The sequence below is a fragment of the Mesorhizobium sp. WSM3866 genome (genome assembly GCF_002294795.1).
Taxonomy (GTDB): domain Bacteria; phylum Pseudomonadota; class Alphaproteobacteria; order Rhizobiales; family Rhizobiaceae; genus Mesorhizobium.
In genome coordinates this window covers 20,027-34,843 of the sequence record NZ_NSGC01000011.1, presented here as the reverse complement: position 1 = coordinate 34,843, position 14,817 = coordinate 20,027, and the positions used below count along the sequence as shown (strand labels likewise).

The window sequence follows — 14,817 nt, the reverse complement described above, 5'->3', positions numbered from 1 at the left end:
GTATTTCACGGTGCATTGCACGCCAGGTCTCATGGTGTTCTTCGAGCAGTACCCCAGCCGCAGCGTCGCTTGATCCGTGTTCTTTGCTCGCCGGAAAGCTTCCAAAGCCTCGGCCGGAGATGGAATCTCAAGCCCGGCTGCGGCCCACTGCGCACAGAGCGCCGGCTCGGACGCAATCGCCGCGGAGAGCTGGTGTCGTGTCCGATAAAGAGCGAGCGTGCCGCCTATGCAGACCAAGGTTCCGGATGCCGCCGCCATGATAAGGGCCCCCGCATTGAACATGATTACGGCTTCGGAAAAACGTTGAAAGTCGAGGCGATAAGGTCCGTCGTATAGACCGTCTCACCATGGCGTTTGAAAGAGTAGTTGCTGATACGGCCTTCGAGGAAGACGACATCGCCGGGCTTGGCGTCCTCCCCAGCCAGGCGGCTTGCTTCTCCTCCAGGATCGTCGCCTTGTCGAAGGGCGCAAGCGACCCGACATTGCCATGGATGGTGACCCTGTTGACGCTTTTCATCTTATAACTGCCTCTTTCAGTAGAACTAATTTAGCCGGCCAGGGTGACTCGAGCTTACGGTCTGCTAAGGTTGAACCAGCTGCGCTGCCGCAGTCCATTCGCGTCGTCGTAATCGATGTAGTAAGGCTTTGCGCGGCGCGCGCGTTGAATGTCGTAATAGGTGGTTGTTCGATCGTTATGCGCTCCGCTGGAGACATAGGTAAGTTGGACCGGCACGGTGCGGCCGCCGAGCTGGATGGTCGCCGACGCATTTCCGTCGGCCTGACCATGCCGCGGTCCAGAGCTGGCAGGCTGACCGAGATTGTTAGCCGCGATTCGGCACATGCTGGCTTGGCCTTGTCCGGGCCGGTCGCTAGCCGGCGCGTAAGGCGTCCACCCTTGTGGGCAGGCCTCGTACGGGTCGTAGCGGGCCCCGGACGAATTGGCCTGCGGACAAGTTGGCCACGAAAACCCGGGCGATCCCATGGCGTCGATCAGCCGATCTATTGGCGGATGACAGGAGGGCGTGCCCTGCCAGTCACCAGACAGACAAAGCAGGACCTGACATCCCCACTCGGATGCGAATGCTTGGGACGGAACAGACGCGGCGCCCGCGATAGCGGCAGCGCCCATAACGAGACATTTCAGCACGGTCGTGGCCCCTTTCCTCTAAGGCTTTTTGACACTTTACTATGGATTCGGGTCCGGGAAAAGGGCAGACCGAACGGGCGGGCCCGTGCGAATACATAGGTTCATGCTGCCAAATGAAGCAGGCGAGGTGAACAATCCGCTCCGGGACAATATCGCGTGGTTCCTCGAAGCCGAGCGCCGTAGTCGAAAGCTTCGCCATCAACACATGGCTGAACTGTTCAAAACGTCGCCTGGTCAAGGACTCGCATACCGCACCTACATTCGCACCATGAGAAAGCGAAACAACGTGACGCTGCGCACGGTCGAACAGATGGCTCAGGCGCTGCAGGTGTCGATCGCGACACTTCTGGTCGGCGGTGCTGAACTGGAACCCTGGGCGCACAAGCTCACCGAAAAATCGATCCGCGCGCGTCTCGCCGCGATCATCGACAGCGAGCGAAAGCGCCGCAATCTGGTCCGCTATCAAATGGCGGAGCTCCTGGGCGTCTCGGAGATTACGTTCACCAAGCTGGAGCGCGCGAGCGGCAACATCAGCGTCGATACGATCGCCGCCGTCGGCGAGGCGCTCGGTCGCGATCCGGCAACCTTCCTGTTTCAGGAACCCTACAGACAGCATCAACCGGCTTGATGTAGCGCGGCCAATCGCAAAGGCTGCTTTGAAAACAGCCTCGTGCCGCTTTTAGAGGTTCTGCGGCAAGCGTGGTTTTGGCCGTCAAGGCGTCAGCCGGTCGGCGGTTCGCGACTAGAGAATGGCCTCAACCCGTCCGGGGGCCAGTCGGGTCGGCTTCCTGTGGACTTCGCAATCCAGGCGATCTGGCGACGATGCAGGACAACAATATAATTCGGAAGGTTCCTGGCTCACATTGCTGCGCTCGGTGACGCGTAGCAGGTCGGGCGTGCCGGCTTTACGGCGAGGTCGCAACTTACCCCGGAGGCGCAACGATCAAGATCGCCGTGACGAGGGCTCATCGTCATGGCGGGTTTACCTGCGGCGGTTCACGAGAGAAGGCGGAAGCCCGCCCTCAGTCGGACCGCACCCGTCGTCGGCGAAAGCGCCAGGACGAGAATGGTGAGAGCCGACGCCGCGTGGCTGTCGCTAGAAGCAACGACGCATTTTTTGTGCGATCGCGAGCTTCAGCTTAGCATTTGGCGATACCCGTGGCCGGCGACCCATCAGCGCAACGAATCGGTTGAGCCGGTTCGATTCAAAGAACGCATTGGACTGCACCTTCAAAGAAGGCGAAGTTCCCGGCCATGGAAAACGGAGAGGCCGGCTCGGTTCACTTTCGCCGCATAGAGCCGTCGCAGAACATGCGGCGCTTCTACACGCTTTCCATCCAACCGACCTTATTCGGTGGGGCATCGGTTATTCGTAACTGGGGCCGGATCGGAACCAACGGTCAGTCGATGATAGAAACCTTTGACAGCGAGGACGATGCGGTCACCGCGTCAATGAAGCTTCAGCATGCCAAGCGCCGGCGCGGATATCGCGCCAGCGATCCGGCTTGAGAGTCGTGAATGCCACGCTCAGTCACGGTCTCGAAATATGCATGATGCAAACGTGATAGCACGCTCTTGAGCGTCAATTGGACTTCGACTTGGCTGCGCGCGACTGGCCGTCTTGCTTTTGACAATGGCGGCTGGTGCTGTCTGCGCGACGATCTGGGCTTCAGGAACAGACCTGCCCATGTGTGGCTTACAAGCACGCAGCGCAGGAGGACGGCGCGTCCCATCAGCCTTTGTTTTGTGGGACAAAGCGCTTTAAATTGCACACATATAAACACGGAACACGGAAATGACCGCAACCACCATCAAAGCCTCGCGAGGCAGGGCTTCGGGCAAGACGCACCAGGTCGCCAGGGCGCCCGCGCTGGCTGTGGCGCTCGAAGACGCCAGGCAGGCAGGCCTGCTCGATGGCGAGAGGACCGAACATCTTTCTTTCCGCGCACCGAAGGCCTTGATCGAGGCGGCCAAGCGGGAAAGCGGCATCGAGTCGCCGACGGACCTTGGCATTCTCGCGCTGGCGACTCTTGCCCAGCCGGACCCCGTGGCATCAGTTCCTCAAGCGCACGCATGGCAGCCTTGGCGCGGGTCACAAGCTTGACTTCTGATCTGCGCGCGGCACTTCGGCGCTACAAGCCCGAACGACCCAGCTGAAGCCGCGACCGCGAGAAAGGCTGGTCGCGGCTTCAGACATCGATCTGCCCGGCCGCCCGATGTTCGTGCCGGACACCACCGTCTACATCATGTTCGCCTCAGGGAAATTGCCAGACGTCGCGCGCGCCCTGGTTGAACGTCCGCTGCTGTTCCATTGCTCGGTCTGCCTGGGCGAGCTTGCCACTGGCGTCGCCAACTTCGATTCTTCCGCCGCCGCAGGGGTTTGTGCCCTGAACGATGGAAAATCGAAGAAGGAAGGTTGCCTGATCAGCGTTCCCGCTATGACTTGACGGAAGGACAGCTTCGTCACGACGCGCAAAAAAAGGCCCGCGACGGAGCACTTCGTCGCGGGCCCTGAGACGTGTTTGCCTACTTGGGTTGGTTGCGGTGTTTCAGCAGTTCCCCGAGGATGCCGTCCCGCTCCGGACGCCGGCTAGCTGCCGCTTTGTCGTCGACCAACTTTGCGGCCAGTTTGGGCGACAACGGCATGAAGTCGTAGCCGTGTGAGATGGCTGCGTGGCGAAGATCCTCAAGCGCTTCGAACGCGTGATCGCGGGTGCCAAGCCAGAGCGCGGGCTCGTCGGTTTCTTCGTGCGGGAACGCTTGCAGGAAGTAGGTCCGAAGCGGTGGGTCGTAGCCGATGACAGCGTCTGGATCCGAGCGGACCTGTCCGGTGACGGTGCCAGTGACAGTGATGGTGTAGCGGCTCATTGCAACCTCCTTTTGCCGGTGGGGAAGCCGGCCCCTCGAGGGGCCGGCCACCGATGCCTCACTGGGGGTTGTTCCAGAGGATGACCTTCTTGTTTTCCTCGCCACCCGGGGCGGGAGCGAGATTGCCGAAGATCACGCCGATCTCGGGGGCTTCCAGCTTGACCGAGAGGTATTCCTCGCCCGAACGCTGGGAGATGCGGTGCCAGCCGGCTCCGATCTCGAAGCCCGTGCGCTTGTTGACGATCCGGTAGTCGGGCGCGTCCTCGCGCGACTTGTTGGTGTTCGGGATCAGGGTGATCGGGGCGTTGACCCGAAGCGTGGCGAAGACGCCTTCCATCGAGCCGTCAGACTTGGTGGTGAGGTTTGCGATCGTGGTGGCCATGGTAGTTCTCCTTCGGTTGCATCGGGACCATTCCCGATGGCGCCAAAGGAGAGGGCCGTCCTGCTGCGGTCATCTCGGCGAAAATTCTGGAAAATTCTATTTGCCGAAAAAGTGCGGGCAGGCCCTTCGCCTGTCCGCAGACAAAAAACAGAAATCGAATTTTCCTGAATTTTCGCCGAGTGTACCCCCAACGGGGGTTGACCGCACAAAGCAGGCGGTCGTCTACAAAGGCGACATGAAACGGGAATGGCCCCGGATGGACCGAAGGAAAAGAACTCAGGCCGCCATCGCTTGGCCGCACACGCTGCCGGATCGCCGGAACATGTTTGTCGCGCACCTCTCGGGTCATGCCGTCTGCGTTGTCACATCTCGAACAGCAGCCTGGCGCGTGAACCGCCTTGTGCGTTCGGTATGGCGGCACAGCGGTTTTGAGATCGGAGCCGGCTGGCACCGCATCTCCCAGCGTTCGGGCGAGGAATACCTCTCGGTCAAGCTGGAAGCCCCCGAGATCGGCGTGATCTTCGGCGATCTCGCTCCCGCCCCGGGTGGCGAGGCAGGCAAGATGATTGTCCTGCACAACCCCCTGCGGCTCTGCGCGTGGGCCGGTTTCGAAAGGGGCCGGCTTCGGCCGCTCATACAAGTGGATTTAGGGCTCGGGTGCCGGATCAAGCATATCGGTTCGCACCCGCCGGGCTGTCGGCGGGACCGCACTTACATCATCCTGGCAACGCCAGACGCTCGTCCGGCGTCATGCAGGCTTCGGCTTGGCGGCGACTGTCGGGACCGGCATGGCCGAGCATGGTGCACCAGTCTTCCACATTGTACGTGGTCGTCACGCTGCCCCTGACCAGATCGTAAATGACGCACGGCTTGTTCGCGATGGCGAGCCGAAGCACGTTGACCGCCGTGCCGGGTGATGCGCCGTCCCAGATCATCATGCCAAAGTCGGCCCGCCGCGCCATCTCCCGGTCTTTGGCGGCGTGGACCCAGTACCCTCTCGCATCCTCAGGAGAAGGAACATGGTAGGCGGCCCAGTCGCCCAGATTGTTGCGGGGTTCCTTGCCGGTATGGAAGACCCCGACATGTTCGTACTTGTAGCCGGCGAGCAGGCCCTGCGCCTCGGCATCGGCTCCCGACGCATCGCCAATCAGCACGCCGTGCTCGGCAGCAACGATTGCGCCGATGCGAGTGATGGCAGGTTCCGGCAGCTCGAATATCTCGCGTGATCCACCTATGAATATCATCGACATCGTGACCTTCCCTTCTCTCCAGCGTCCCCCGCCCGGCGCCGGCCGCCCTCTCCCTCTGGCCCCGCGCGAGGGATCGTCACCCGAAGGCCGAGACGGCGAAGCCGGCGCGGGGAGCGGCGGGACGCCGCGACTAGAGCCCGGCCGGCCGCAGGCCGGCGCGCCCGGACCCTGCCGCTGCCGGAGGCGCTACGCGCGTGGAGCTAGTTGCCTTTGTCGGCCAGCCAGAGGCTCACGTCCTGGATCGAGCGCATGAGCACCGACGGATTGTCCCGCGCGGGAATGAAGCCCCAGCTCTGCCAGTAGCGCTCGGCCTCGGCGTCGATCGCCCGCACAACCATCGCGCGGCCGCCGACGATGTCGGCGCCGGCGACGCAGCGATGCAGCGCGTCCTTGACCAGGCCGCTGCCGATGCCTTGTCCGGCATAGCGATGGTCGACGGCGAGTTGTCCGATCAGCAGGCAGGGGATCGGGTCGGGCGGGCGTCCGGTGCGGATGGCGCGCGGCGCTCTGTTTGGCTGGATCACGACCGGCGCGAGGCCGTAATAGCCGACGACTTTTCCCTGGTCGTGAACGACCAGGACGCGGGTGAACCCGCGGGCCTCGTTCGTTCGCGCGAAGCCGGCCAGCCAAGCGTTGAGCGCCGGCTTGCCGCAATCGAAGCTGTCGAGGCGGTGCGCGTCGTCGAGGAGTTCAATGCCTGAAAGCGCCACCTAGCGATCCCAGGGCGGGGACCGACGCAGCCACTCGGCCGCCCTGGGCGGGGGCGCGGCGGTACCGCGTCGCTACCGATTCGTGGAGATGGAGGGAGGCTGCTTCGTGCGCGGGCTTTTCTGCACTTCGCGCGCAGGCCTGAACCCGACCGCGCGGTCGGGTTCGATGGTGCGGATGCGAGGAAACCGGCGCTTCACGCGCCGCCCTCCGCGAACCGCCAGACGGGGATGCCGAGCTGACGGGCCTTGTCCGCAAGATTGTCGGTGATGCCGGAGCCGGGAAAGACGATCAGGCCGTAGGGCACCACCGAGAGCAGCTGGTCGTTGCGGCGGAAGGGAGCGGCCTTGGCGTGACGGTTCCAGTCCGGCTTGAAGGCGATCTGGGTGACCTTCCGGTTCTCGGCCCAGCAAGCGGCGATGCGTTCGGCGCCGCGCGGGCTGCCGCCGTGGAGCAGGACCATGTCGGGATGCTTCTCGCGGGCCTTGTCGAGCGCGTCCCAGATCCGGTCGTGATCGTTGCAGTCGAGACCACCCGCGAAGGCGATCTTGGTGCCGGCCGGAACGAGCACCTCGGTTTCGGCGTGGCGGCGGGCAGCGAGGAAGTCGCGGCTGTCGATCACCGACGCGGTCATCGCCTGGTGGCTGACCTTGGAGCCGGTGCGCGGCCGCCATGCCGAACCGGTATGCGCCTCGTAGAGGTCGGCGACCTCGTCGCGCATGATTTCGAGCACGTTGCGGCGCTCGATATAGGTGATGCCCTCGGCAGTGAGCCGCTCCAGCTCAACCGACTTCACCTCGGAACCGTCCTGTTCCTGCTGGCTCGAACGCTGGGCCTCTTCGTTGCGGTCGAGGCTGCGGGCGACGCGCTCGGCGGCACGGTGGAAGACGTTTGCGAAGGACCAGAGCAGGTCGTCGAGGTCGGGTTCGAGCCTGGTGTCGCCAAGCATGCCGGCGAAGGTCTCGACGATCCCGGCAAGCCCGGCCCGGATCACTTCGTCGTCGGGAAGTGGCCGAGGATCCGGTTCGTCCTGATGCGGGCGATGGCCGTACATCTGCAGTTCGAGGATGACGCGGTCGGTCGGCGAGGAGGCGTGGTAGGGCTCATAGGCATCGTCGAAAGGAAGCTCGTAGGTCATGGCGTGTCTCCGTCGGTTGTGGCCGCGCCTATCGCGGCCTGACAGCGCATTCCGGCCGCGCCCCGGACGCGGCCGCACCGAAGGCCGGAGCGCGAGCGGAGGACGGCGCAGCCGTTGCGGCCGTGAACGGGGGGTGGCAGGGGTCGCCTCTCGGGCAGGCCGTGGGCGCGGCCTCTCCCGCGGACCGCCGCCATGCCTGCGGCATTCCGGTGACGCCCCTCGCCCGCCTGCCGGCTCGGGCCATTCACCCGGGCGGCAGGAAAAGACGGGCATCCTCCGGGACGAACTGATCGCTGAGCCACGCCGCGAGATGGGCCGGGCCGAGATGGCGCAGATCGTCGTTGAAGTCGCCGAGCTGCGGCCGCAGCACCAGGGCGAGAATCCCTGACTCGGCTGCGCGCCGGCTGAGACGCTCGATGCCGTGACGGCCGGCGGCGTCGGCATCGGCTGCGATATAGAGGCGACGGCAGCCCGCCGGGAAGAACAGGCCCGCCAGGTGATTGGCCGAGGTCGCGGCGGCCACAGGCAGTGCCGGCATCACGGTGCGCAGCGAGGCCATCGTCTCGAAGCCTTCGCCGGCGGCCATGACCGGAATAGGTAGACCGGGCTCAAGGCCGAGCCAGATGGCGTTGCCGAGCAGGTGACCGAGCGAGCGGCGCGGATCGTCAAGTTGGGCCTTGCCGTTGCCGTCCGGAGCGAGCCAGGTACGCTGCAGGCCGGTGATGCGTCCGTCGAGACTGGTCACGGCAGCGATCAATGCGGGAAGGGTCTGCGTCGCGCCGGTCACGAGATCGCGGTAGTAGCAGCCGGGGTGGAAGCGCAGGGCGCGCTCGCGGGCGGTCAAGGGGATGCCACGGCCGGCCAGATAGCGTTCGGCCAGCGTGCCGGCGATCGGCTGCGACATGCCGAACAGGCGACGAGCCGCTTCGGGGGAGCCGCGTATCGCGGCAGGCTGGCTCTGCGCGCCCGGGTCTTGGGCCTGCGGTCGCGGTATGGCGAGGAACCGACGCGCTTCATCCGCGACATCGCGGAACTCGATGAGGCCGCAGCTTTCTCGGATGACATCGAGCAGATCGCCATGTTCACCGTTTTGCTCGTCGACCCACTTCCCCGCAGGCCCTTTGGCATTGCCGTTCAGCCGCAAGTGCATGGAGCGGCCGCGCGTGTTGCGGACATCACCGACGATCCAGTGGTTACCGGAGCGATGACCGTTGGAGAGATATTCGCGGCATACCGCCTCGGCATGTTCGCCAAGACGGCGTGCCAGCTCGGAGGCTGAGCCGGTCATGATCGCCTCCCATCACCGTGCCGCAGTGCGGTCGGTGACCACGATCAGCGTGTGGCGTTCGAGAAGTGAGGCAAGGATGGCGCAGCCTTGCGCGCTGGTCGGGATGAACAGCCTCAACTTCCAGGAGATGATTTCGGAGATCAGGCCGAGGGCCTTCAGCCGAGGGATTATCGCGTCGGTGAAGCCGATCAGCTCGACGCGGTAATCGTTCATGACCCGACTGCGCCGCAGGATCATGCCGTCGGCAAGTTGCAACCCGATCCGGCCCTCGATCAGGCCGGTCCACGCCTCGTTCGGAGCGAGGCTCGGCACATCGTCGAGGCCGAGATTGCGCAACATGGTCGCGACCAGCGTCGGCGCGATGTGGCGCCCGATGATGCGCTCGCCGACATCGGTCTGGATGCGGTAGACCCGGCAGTCATTGTCGGGCAAACGCCGCCAGATCGGCAGGAGGAGGCCGGCAACGATGTGGAAGGTGCTGGTGCTGAACTCCGGAACCGCGGACACTTCCGCTTCCCAGCATTCGCAAAACAGCTTTTTTTCCGCCGGCTGCCAATGCGTTTCGGCAAGCGCGCCGTAGCCGAAGCGCAGCTCGTCGGTTGGCCGCAACAAGCGCACGCGATGTTCGACGCTGCCGTCGTCAAGCATGAGGCTTGCAGTCGGAAGCTGTATCGCGGCGCGGTTCGAACGAGTGTTGACGAGCAGGCCCGACCGCGGCTCGGCCCGTGCAATGCCGAGGGCATCGGCCAGGCCGAGGGGGCGAATGCGATCCTTGCGGTCGACGGTTAGTATGTGCGACTTCGCGCCTGAGACCGGGTGCGTGTAGACGGTGCGGCGGTCGGTGACGACAATGCTTTCCGCCGTGACTGTTTCAAGACCTTTGTCATAATTGCCGGCGGCCACAGCGCCTTCGATCTTCGCCGTCATCAGTTGCTCGAACACTTCGAACAGCAGGTTCTGCGTTTCGATGCGCAACGCCAGCAGCCGGTTGAGCCAGGTCGTGATTGGCGGCAGCTCGTCGCGCAGGCCGCCCTCCTCCGTGGTGAGCGAGAGGCCGGTGACAGTCTCGAAGGTGGTTAGCGAGCAGCGCTCGACCTTGCCCTGATGGAGCAAGATATAGAACTGGCGCAGTGCCGCGCGTGCGTACGGACTTTCGAGATTGTCCTCGGCTCGGAACAGCCCTGCCCCGCCGGTCTGGCGCTGGCCGCGCGTGATGGCGCCGAGCGTGTCGAGCCGTCTGGCGATCGTCGACAGGAAGCGCTTGCCCGCCTTCACATTGGCGGCCATTGGCCGGAACAGCGGTGGTTGTCTCTGATTGGTGCGGTGGGTGCGTCCCAGTCCCTGGATGGCGTTGTCGGCGCGCCAGCCGGCTTCGAGCAGATAGTGCTTGCGCAGCCTCTGGTTTCTCGCACCGAGATCGGCATGGTAGGAGCGACCGGTGCCACCGGCATCGGAGAAGATCAGTACGCGCTTGTCGTCATCCATAAAACTCTGAGTCTCGGCCAGATTGGCCGAGGCCGGACGGTTCTCCACCGCGAGCCGGTCGATGCCGTCGCGACCCATCTTCTTGACGATGCGCCGCGCCCGGCCCGTCACCTCGGCAACAATATCGGTCCCGAAATGATGGATGATCTGGTCGAGCGCGCTGCCGACCGGTGGCAGCGAGGCAATCCTTTCCATCATCTCGTCGCGCCGTCGGACCGCGTCGCGGCACTGGACCGGATTGCCGTCCTTGTCGTGCACGGGACGCGAAGAGACGTTTCCTTCGGCGTCCGAATATTCTTCGAACAGCTGCGTCGGGAAGGAGTGCATCAGATACCCGCCGACATACTCGCGCGGCGTGACATCGACGTTGAGGTCGGCCCATTCATCGGTCGGAATTTCTGCAAGGCGCCGTTCCATCAGCGCTTCACCTGTCGAGACGATCTGCACGACCGCGGCGTGGCCATCGGCGAGATCCCGTTCGACAGCGCCGATCAAGGTCGGCGTCATCATCGAGGTGATCAGATGGCTAAAGAAGCGCTGCTTGGTGCTCTCGAAGGCCGAACGCGCCGCAGACTTGGCGTTGCGGTTGAGCCTGGCGGATTGGCTGGTGATGTTGGCCGCCTCGAGCGCGGCGGTCAAATTGTTGTGGATCACCTGGAAGGCGTCCGCATAGGCGTTGTAGATGCGGATCCGAGCCTCGCTCAGCTCGTGCTCGAGCAGGTCGTATTCGACGCCGTCATAAGAGAGCGAACGCGCCGCATAGAGACCGAGCGATTTCAGATCGCGGGCGAGCACCTCCATCGCCGCGACTCCGCCATCCTCGATGGCCGCCACGAACTCGGCGCGGTTGGCGAACGGAAAATCATCGCTACCCCAAATACCCAGGCGCTGGGCATAGGCGAGGTTCTCGACGGCTGTCGCACCTGTCGCCGACACATACACCACCCTGGCGTCGGGCAAGGCATGTTGTAGGCGCAGGCCCGCCTTTCCCTGCTGCGAGGGTGCGACGTCTCGGCGCTCGCTTTTTGCGCCGGCGGCGTTCGCCATCGCGTGCGCCTCATCGAAGACGATCACGCCATCGAAAGATTGTCTCGGTCCGGCCGTGGCTTCTCCGCTTTGCGCCGAGCTTGGTTCGGTTCCCGTCGGGCAGTCGACGTTCCCCGCCGCTTGGCAGACCCAGTCGATGATCTGCGCGATCCGGGATTTCTTGCCGTCGCGTTCCTGCGAGCGGAGCGTCGCGTAGGTGGTGAAGAGGATGCCTTCGGTCAGCCGGATCGGCGTGCCCTGCCGATAGCGCGACAAAGGCTGGACGAGGAGCTTTTCCTGGCCGAGCGCTGCCCAGTCGCGCTGGGCGTCCTCCAGCAGCTTGTCGGATTTGGAAATCCAGATCGCGCGGCGGCGGCCCTGGAGCCAGTTGTCGAGGATGATGCCGGCGACCTGCCGGCCTTTGCCGCAGCCTGTGCCGTCGCCCAGGAACCATCCGCGGCGGAAGCGGATGGCGTTTTCAGCGCCTTCAGGGGCGGCCGAGACGGCATCGCAGGTTTCATCGATCGTCCATGTACCGGCGAGATGACCCGAATGGGCTTCGCCGGCATAGATCACACTTTCGATCTGGGCGTCCGAGAGCAGGCCTTCATCTACGACGGCCTGCGGCAACAAAGGGCGATAAGACGGCTTCGGTGGCGCCACTGCGGCCATGGCGGCCGACTGTACGAGTGGGGTGGGATGCGGCTTCGCCTTGGGGATGCAGATCGACTGGAGCGCGTAGGGCTCGTAGATCGTGTCGGTAAGTCGGCCGCCAGCTTCCGGCGCCCAATCGCGCAGCTCGTAGGCAAGGGGGTCGAGCGGCACAATGTTTCCCGCGAGCGGTCGGGCCCGCACGATCCCGGCAACCGGGCGACCCGGCCGGAGAACCTTCGCAGGGCTCGCCAAGGCGCCGGCGGGCGCGAGCCTTGCCGCGGATCGGCCAGCCATCCGTCGCGCGGCGGTGCGCAGCACCCCGCTGGCAAGTGCGCCAATGGAATCGGGATAGCCGCCCGGCGTTCGTGGCGGCAATTTGCCAATCCACGACAGCAGCGCCTCCACATCCCGAGCCTGGCCCGGCGAGGCGGCGAAGCGGGTCGGATCGGCGGCTGGAAGCTTGTCAATGATGGTGAGCCGGGTCTCGGCCGTCGTGCCATGGCGGGCGTAGACGCGGCCGTCGATTGCTGCCGTGAACACGACGGTAGCCTTCTCCTGCAGGCGTATGAAAGCCGATCGCCATTTTGAGTTGTCCGGCGAAAGGTCGGCGCCGGTGATCGCGACCAGCCGCCCGCCGGGCTGAAGGCGGGCTAGCGCTGACGTCAGATGTCGCCATCCGGCGTCGGCGACACGGCCGTCGACGAAGGCGCCGACGGTGAACGGCGGGTTCATCAACACCACGGATGGCTTGACCCCGGCGTCGAGATAGTCGTCGATGTGAGCCGCGTCATAACGGGAGCGCGCAGCGCCCGGAAACAGCACGTCGAGCAGATCGGCGCGCGTGGCAGCGAGCTCGTTGAGCGCGAGCGAGGCGTGCGCGATTTCGGCATGGACGGCAAGCAGGCCGGTGCCGGCCGAGGGCTCGAGCACCAAATCCGATGAAGCAATGGCCGCGGCTCGGGCGACTACAAAGGCAAGCGGCAGCGGCGTGGAGAGCTGCTGCATCGCCTGGCTTTCTTGTGAGCACCGCGTGTGCGTGGGCACGAGTTGCGCGACTTTCTTCAGCATCGCCAGCGCTGCCTCCGACGAAGCCGAGCGAGAAAGAATTGCCGCTCCAAACTTGCGGATGAACAAGACCTGGGCGGCCTCGAGTGCCTCGTAGGCGTCCTTCCAGATCCAGCAGCCCTCCGCGTCGGTCCCGCCGAAGCACGAAGACATGGCGGACCCCAGCACATTGGTGCTGATCGGCCGCCCGCATTCTAGTGAGGTCAGAAGAAGATGGGCGGTCTGAAGGATTGCGTCAGTTGGCGCGGGCGCGCCGAGTGCAGGCGTGGCGATATGGGCGGCGGCCGTGGCGGCAGCCGGCGCGGCGAGTATGTTCATGGGGTCGTTCCTTGTCCTGGAGAGGGTCCGGGACCAACGGCGCTCTCTCTGCGCCGCCTGGCCCGCACACTCCCCGCCCCTCTCTGCCTCCAGGAACACAGCGCGCCGGAATGCCGCTTCAGGGGATCCGGGGCCGAACAGCGAGCAGCGGCACGACCGAAGATATCCGGTGGCGGTGTCTTAGTTTGAACGCAAAATCCGATCCCGGTGAGCGACGTGCAAAAGCTGCATCTGCTCGAACAGGTTCAAAAGGTCGTCGGCCAAGTCTGTCCTGAAACCCTTATGATGGAAATCCGCGACGATCTCACGCTGCCGCGCGATGTGGCGCTCGCCCAAGAGCACATGCTGCTCCAGCATCGCCAGTACGGTTTCCCTCATCGCTAAGCGATATCAGATTTCTCGCTTTGGTGGGAAATAGCGAAGCAGCTTTTCCGTGTCATGGCATGGTCACGACGGCGAACATGCGCCCTTGATAAGCGCGATGTGATCGACACGCCGTCCGCGTCACGTGCATTGCCACCGGCGAGGAAGCCCACGACCGGCGGTGCTACAGGCCCTTAGATCCGACCGGCACGAGTTACGATCCTTTCATTCTGGCAGACGCAGCATCGACCGCGCTCCCGCACGAAATCTGAGGCTTGTGGCGGCGGCGTATGGGTCTTAATCGCTACGCAGGATATTTGCTTCGAGGGCGGCTGCCACGAAAGCCCGCCGCGCGGCTGGGGGATGAGCCTGACCACGCAGCACCTGTAGGCAGGCGTCCATTGCTCTCCGGCGCTTCTCGGTTTGATGAGGAACATTGCGCAGCAATATTGTGGCTGCGTCGTTGACATCGAGGACGATGCGGTCCGCGCCGTGGCGGCCAAGCTGAACGACCACTGGCCTCTCGAACCTGCTCAAGCCTGCCATCTCCCCCTCCTCTACAGCCACGATGCAGGTTTCGCCCCGCAACGCTTCGCTGAACGGAACCGCTGCATGAGAGCCCCGGCCACCGTGATCCAGCCGGCCAGACGCGGCCGCCTGATCGGATTGGACGCCGTCGTTCAACTGGATTTCAGGACTGTTTCTGCTTCGCCGATTGTGAAGTCACGACAGAATGCCCTTCCTGCGTGCCTCGCGCCAGCCCCAACTGCTGATCCATCAACATCAACTTACACTTTTCCGGTGACCGATTTGCAAGCGCCAATCCACTGCATGGCGGAGCTCGGATCTTCCAATATAGCGACGCGCTTGACGAAGCCCTGGAAGGCCTGGCGCGCGGCGCTCAATGGTTTGCGGCCGTCATACGCATCATAGCAGGCCTTCAGGGCGGTCTCGTGGATGATGTTCCTGCAGTCTTCGGGCCATTCCTCCAGAAAGTCGATCGCGTCGGCAAGACTGGCGATCTCTTGCACGATGTATGTGGCGCGCTTCACAAAAATGGGGCTGCTGAAAGCCTCAGCCTGCATTTCGTCCTCCACGTGCTTAACGGCCGGTCCGAGGCAGGGG

Annotated in this window: 15 protein-coding genes and 1 pseudogene; 6 read left to right on the top strand and 10 right to left on the bottom strand. The window is 64.1% G+C overall.

The features are described from left to right. Window positions 1-571 precede the first annotated feature (571 nt). Window positions 572-841, bottom strand: a complete 270-nt coding sequence (locus CK222_RS33010) for a hypothetical protein (RefSeq protein ID WP_245433204.1) — start codon at window positions 839-841, stop codon at window positions 572-574. A 409-nt stretch (window positions 842-1,250) separates the two neighbouring features. On the opposite strand from CK222_RS33010, the gene CK222_RS23585 reads away from it, so the two are divergent. The 4 genes from CK222_RS23585 to CK222_RS23570 all read left to right on the top strand — a co-directional run bounded on the left by CK222_RS23585 (window position 1,251) and on the right by CK222_RS23570 (window position 3,594). Continuing rightward, window positions 1,251-1,775: a helix-turn-helix transcriptional regulator gene (locus CK222_RS23585; protein ID WP_095802052.1), complete on the top strand. Its 525-nt coding sequence runs from the start codon at window positions 1,251-1,253 to the stop codon at window positions 1,773-1,775. 626 nt (window positions 1,776-2,401) lie between these two features. Continuing rightward, complete coding sequence (locus CK222_RS23580; protein WP_095802051.1) at window positions 2,402-2,656, top strand: WGR domain-containing protein; 255 nt, start codon at window positions 2,402-2,404, stop codon at window positions 2,654-2,656. Between the two features lie 286 nt (window positions 2,657-2,942). Next, window positions 2,943-3,251: a hypothetical protein gene (locus CK222_RS23575; protein WP_095802050.1), complete on the top strand. Its 309-nt coding sequence runs from the start codon at window positions 2,943-2,945 to the stop codon at window positions 3,249-3,251. Window positions 3,252-3,363: 112 nt separating this feature from the next. Continuing rightward, a complete protein-coding gene (locus CK222_RS23570; RefSeq protein ID WP_095802049.1) occupies window positions 3,364-3,594 on the top strand; it encodes a hypothetical protein in 231 nt (76 codons plus the stop codon). Window positions 3,595-3,673: 79 nt separating this feature from the next. On the opposite strand, the gene CK222_RS23565 is transcribed toward CK222_RS23570, so the two are convergent. Next, window positions 3,674-4,015 (bottom strand): hypothetical protein, encoded by a 342-nt coding sequence (locus CK222_RS23565; RefSeq protein WP_095802048.1) that lies wholly within the window; start codon window positions 4,013-4,015, stop codon window positions 3,674-3,676. Between the two features lie 58 nt (window positions 4,016-4,073). After that, window positions 4,074-4,397, bottom strand: a complete 324-nt coding sequence (locus CK222_RS23560) for a DUF736 family protein (protein ID WP_006339490.1) — start codon at window positions 4,395-4,397, stop codon at window positions 4,074-4,076. A gap of 421 nt (window positions 4,398-4,818) precedes the next feature. Between CK222_RS23560 and CK222_RS33005 the strand changes: the two are divergent. Continuing rightward, window positions 4,819-4,980 (top strand): annotated as a pseudogene (locus CK222_RS33005) (DUF736 family protein); the annotation flags it as partial. 133 nt (window positions 4,981-5,113) lie between these two features. Here the strand turns inward: CK222_RS33005 and CK222_RS23550 are convergent. The 5 genes from CK222_RS23550 to CK222_RS23530 form a co-directional block, all read right to left on the bottom strand. Next, the gene (locus CK222_RS23550; RefSeq protein WP_095802047.1) at window positions 5,114-5,647 is read right to left on the bottom strand and encodes a hypothetical protein; all 534 of its coding nucleotides are present in this window, start codon (window positions 5,645-5,647) and stop codon (window positions 5,114-5,116) included. Between the two features lie 200 nt (window positions 5,648-5,847). Then, window positions 5,848-6,357, bottom strand: coding sequence for a GNAT family N-acetyltransferase (locus CK222_RS23545; RefSeq protein WP_095802046.1), 510 nt, complete (start codon window positions 6,355-6,357; stop codon window positions 5,848-5,850). A 194-nt stretch (window positions 6,358-6,551) separates the two neighbouring features. Then, on the bottom strand, window positions 6,552-7,493 hold the full coding sequence (locus CK222_RS23540; RefSeq protein ID WP_095802045.1) for a DUF2493 domain-containing protein: 942 nt from the start codon (window positions 7,491-7,493) through the stop codon (window positions 6,552-6,554). 244 nt (window positions 7,494-7,737) lie between these two features. After that, a complete protein-coding gene (locus CK222_RS23535) occupies window positions 7,738-8,781 on the bottom strand; it encodes a toprim domain-containing protein (RefSeq protein WP_095802044.1) in 1,044 nt (347 codons plus the stop codon). 12 nt (window positions 8,782-8,793) lie between these two features. After that, window positions 8,794-13,329, bottom strand: coding sequence for a strawberry notch family protein (locus tag CK222_RS23530; RefSeq protein ID WP_095802043.1), 4,536 nt, complete (start codon window positions 13,327-13,329; stop codon window positions 8,794-8,796). 216 nt (window positions 13,330-13,545) lie between these two features. Between CK222_RS23530 and CK222_RS32475 the strand changes: the two genes are divergently transcribed. Beyond that, window positions 13,546-13,713 (top strand): hypothetical protein, encoded by a 168-nt coding sequence (locus tag CK222_RS32475; RefSeq protein ID WP_176477725.1) that lies wholly within the window; start codon window positions 13,546-13,548, stop codon window positions 13,711-13,713. A gap of 276 nt (window positions 13,714-13,989) precedes the next feature. Here CK222_RS32475 and CK222_RS33000 read toward each other — a convergent pair whose 3' ends face one another. Both CK222_RS33000 and CK222_RS23515 read right to left on the bottom strand, forming a co-directional pair. Beyond that, the gene (locus CK222_RS33000) at window positions 13,990-14,376 is read right to left on the bottom strand and encodes a DUF982 domain-containing protein (RefSeq protein ID WP_245433201.1); all 387 of its coding nucleotides are present in this window, start codon (window positions 14,374-14,376) and stop codon (window positions 13,990-13,992) included. Between the two features lie 104 nt (window positions 14,377-14,480). Further along, complete coding sequence (locus CK222_RS23515) at window positions 14,481-14,777, bottom strand: DUF982 domain-containing protein (RefSeq protein WP_095802138.1); 297 nt, start codon at window positions 14,775-14,777, stop codon at window positions 14,481-14,483. Window positions 14,778-14,817: the final 40 nt, after the last annotated feature.

What these genes read in the sequence shown, in the direction of transcription:
- CK222_RS33010 (WP_245433204.1), bottom strand. Translation starts at nt 841, where the DNA reads ATGTGCCGAATCGCGGCTAACAATCTCGGTCAGCCTGCCAGCTCTGGA.
- CK222_RS23585 (WP_095802052.1), top strand. Translation starts at nt 1,251, where the DNA reads ATGCTGCCAAATGAAGCAGGCGAGGTGAACAATCCGCTCCGGGACAAT.
- CK222_RS23580 (WP_095802051.1), top strand. Translation starts at nt 2,402, where the DNA reads ATGGAAAACGGAGAGGCCGGCTCGGTTCACTTTCGCCGCATAGAGCCG.
- CK222_RS23575 (WP_095802050.1), top strand. Translation starts at nt 2,943, where the DNA reads ATGACCGCAACCACCATCAAAGCCTCGCGAGGCAGGGCTTCGGGCAAG.
- CK222_RS23570 (WP_095802049.1), top strand. Translation starts at nt 3,364, where the DNA reads ATGTTCGTGCCGGACACCACCGTCTACATCATGTTCGCCTCAGGGAAA.
- CK222_RS23565 (WP_095802048.1), bottom strand. Translation starts at nt 4,015, where the DNA reads ATGAGCCGCTACACCATCACTGTCACTGGCACCGTCACCGGACAGGTC.
- CK222_RS23560 (WP_006339490.1), bottom strand. Translation starts at nt 4,397, where the DNA reads ATGGCCACCACGATCGCAAACCTCACCACCAAGTCTGACGGCTCGATG.
- CK222_RS23550 (WP_095802047.1), bottom strand. Translation starts at nt 5,647, where the DNA reads ATGTCGATGATATTCATAGGTGGATCACGCGAGATATTCGAGCTGCCG.
- CK222_RS23540 (WP_095802045.1), bottom strand. Translation starts at nt 7,493, where the DNA reads ATGACCTACGAGCTTCCTTTCGACGATGCCTATGAGCCCTACCACGCC.
- CK222_RS23535 (WP_095802044.1), bottom strand. Translation starts at nt 8,781, where the DNA reads ATGACCGGCTCAGCCTCCGAGCTGGCACGCCGTCTTGGCGAACATGCC.
- CK222_RS23530 (WP_095802043.1), bottom strand. Translation starts at nt 13,329, where the DNA reads ATGAACATACTCGCCGCGCCGGCTGCCGCCACGGCCGCCGCCCATATC.
- CK222_RS23515 (WP_095802138.1), bottom strand. Translation starts at nt 14,777, where the DNA reads ATGCAGGCTGAGGCTTTCAGCAGCCCCATTTTTGTGAAGCGCGCCACA.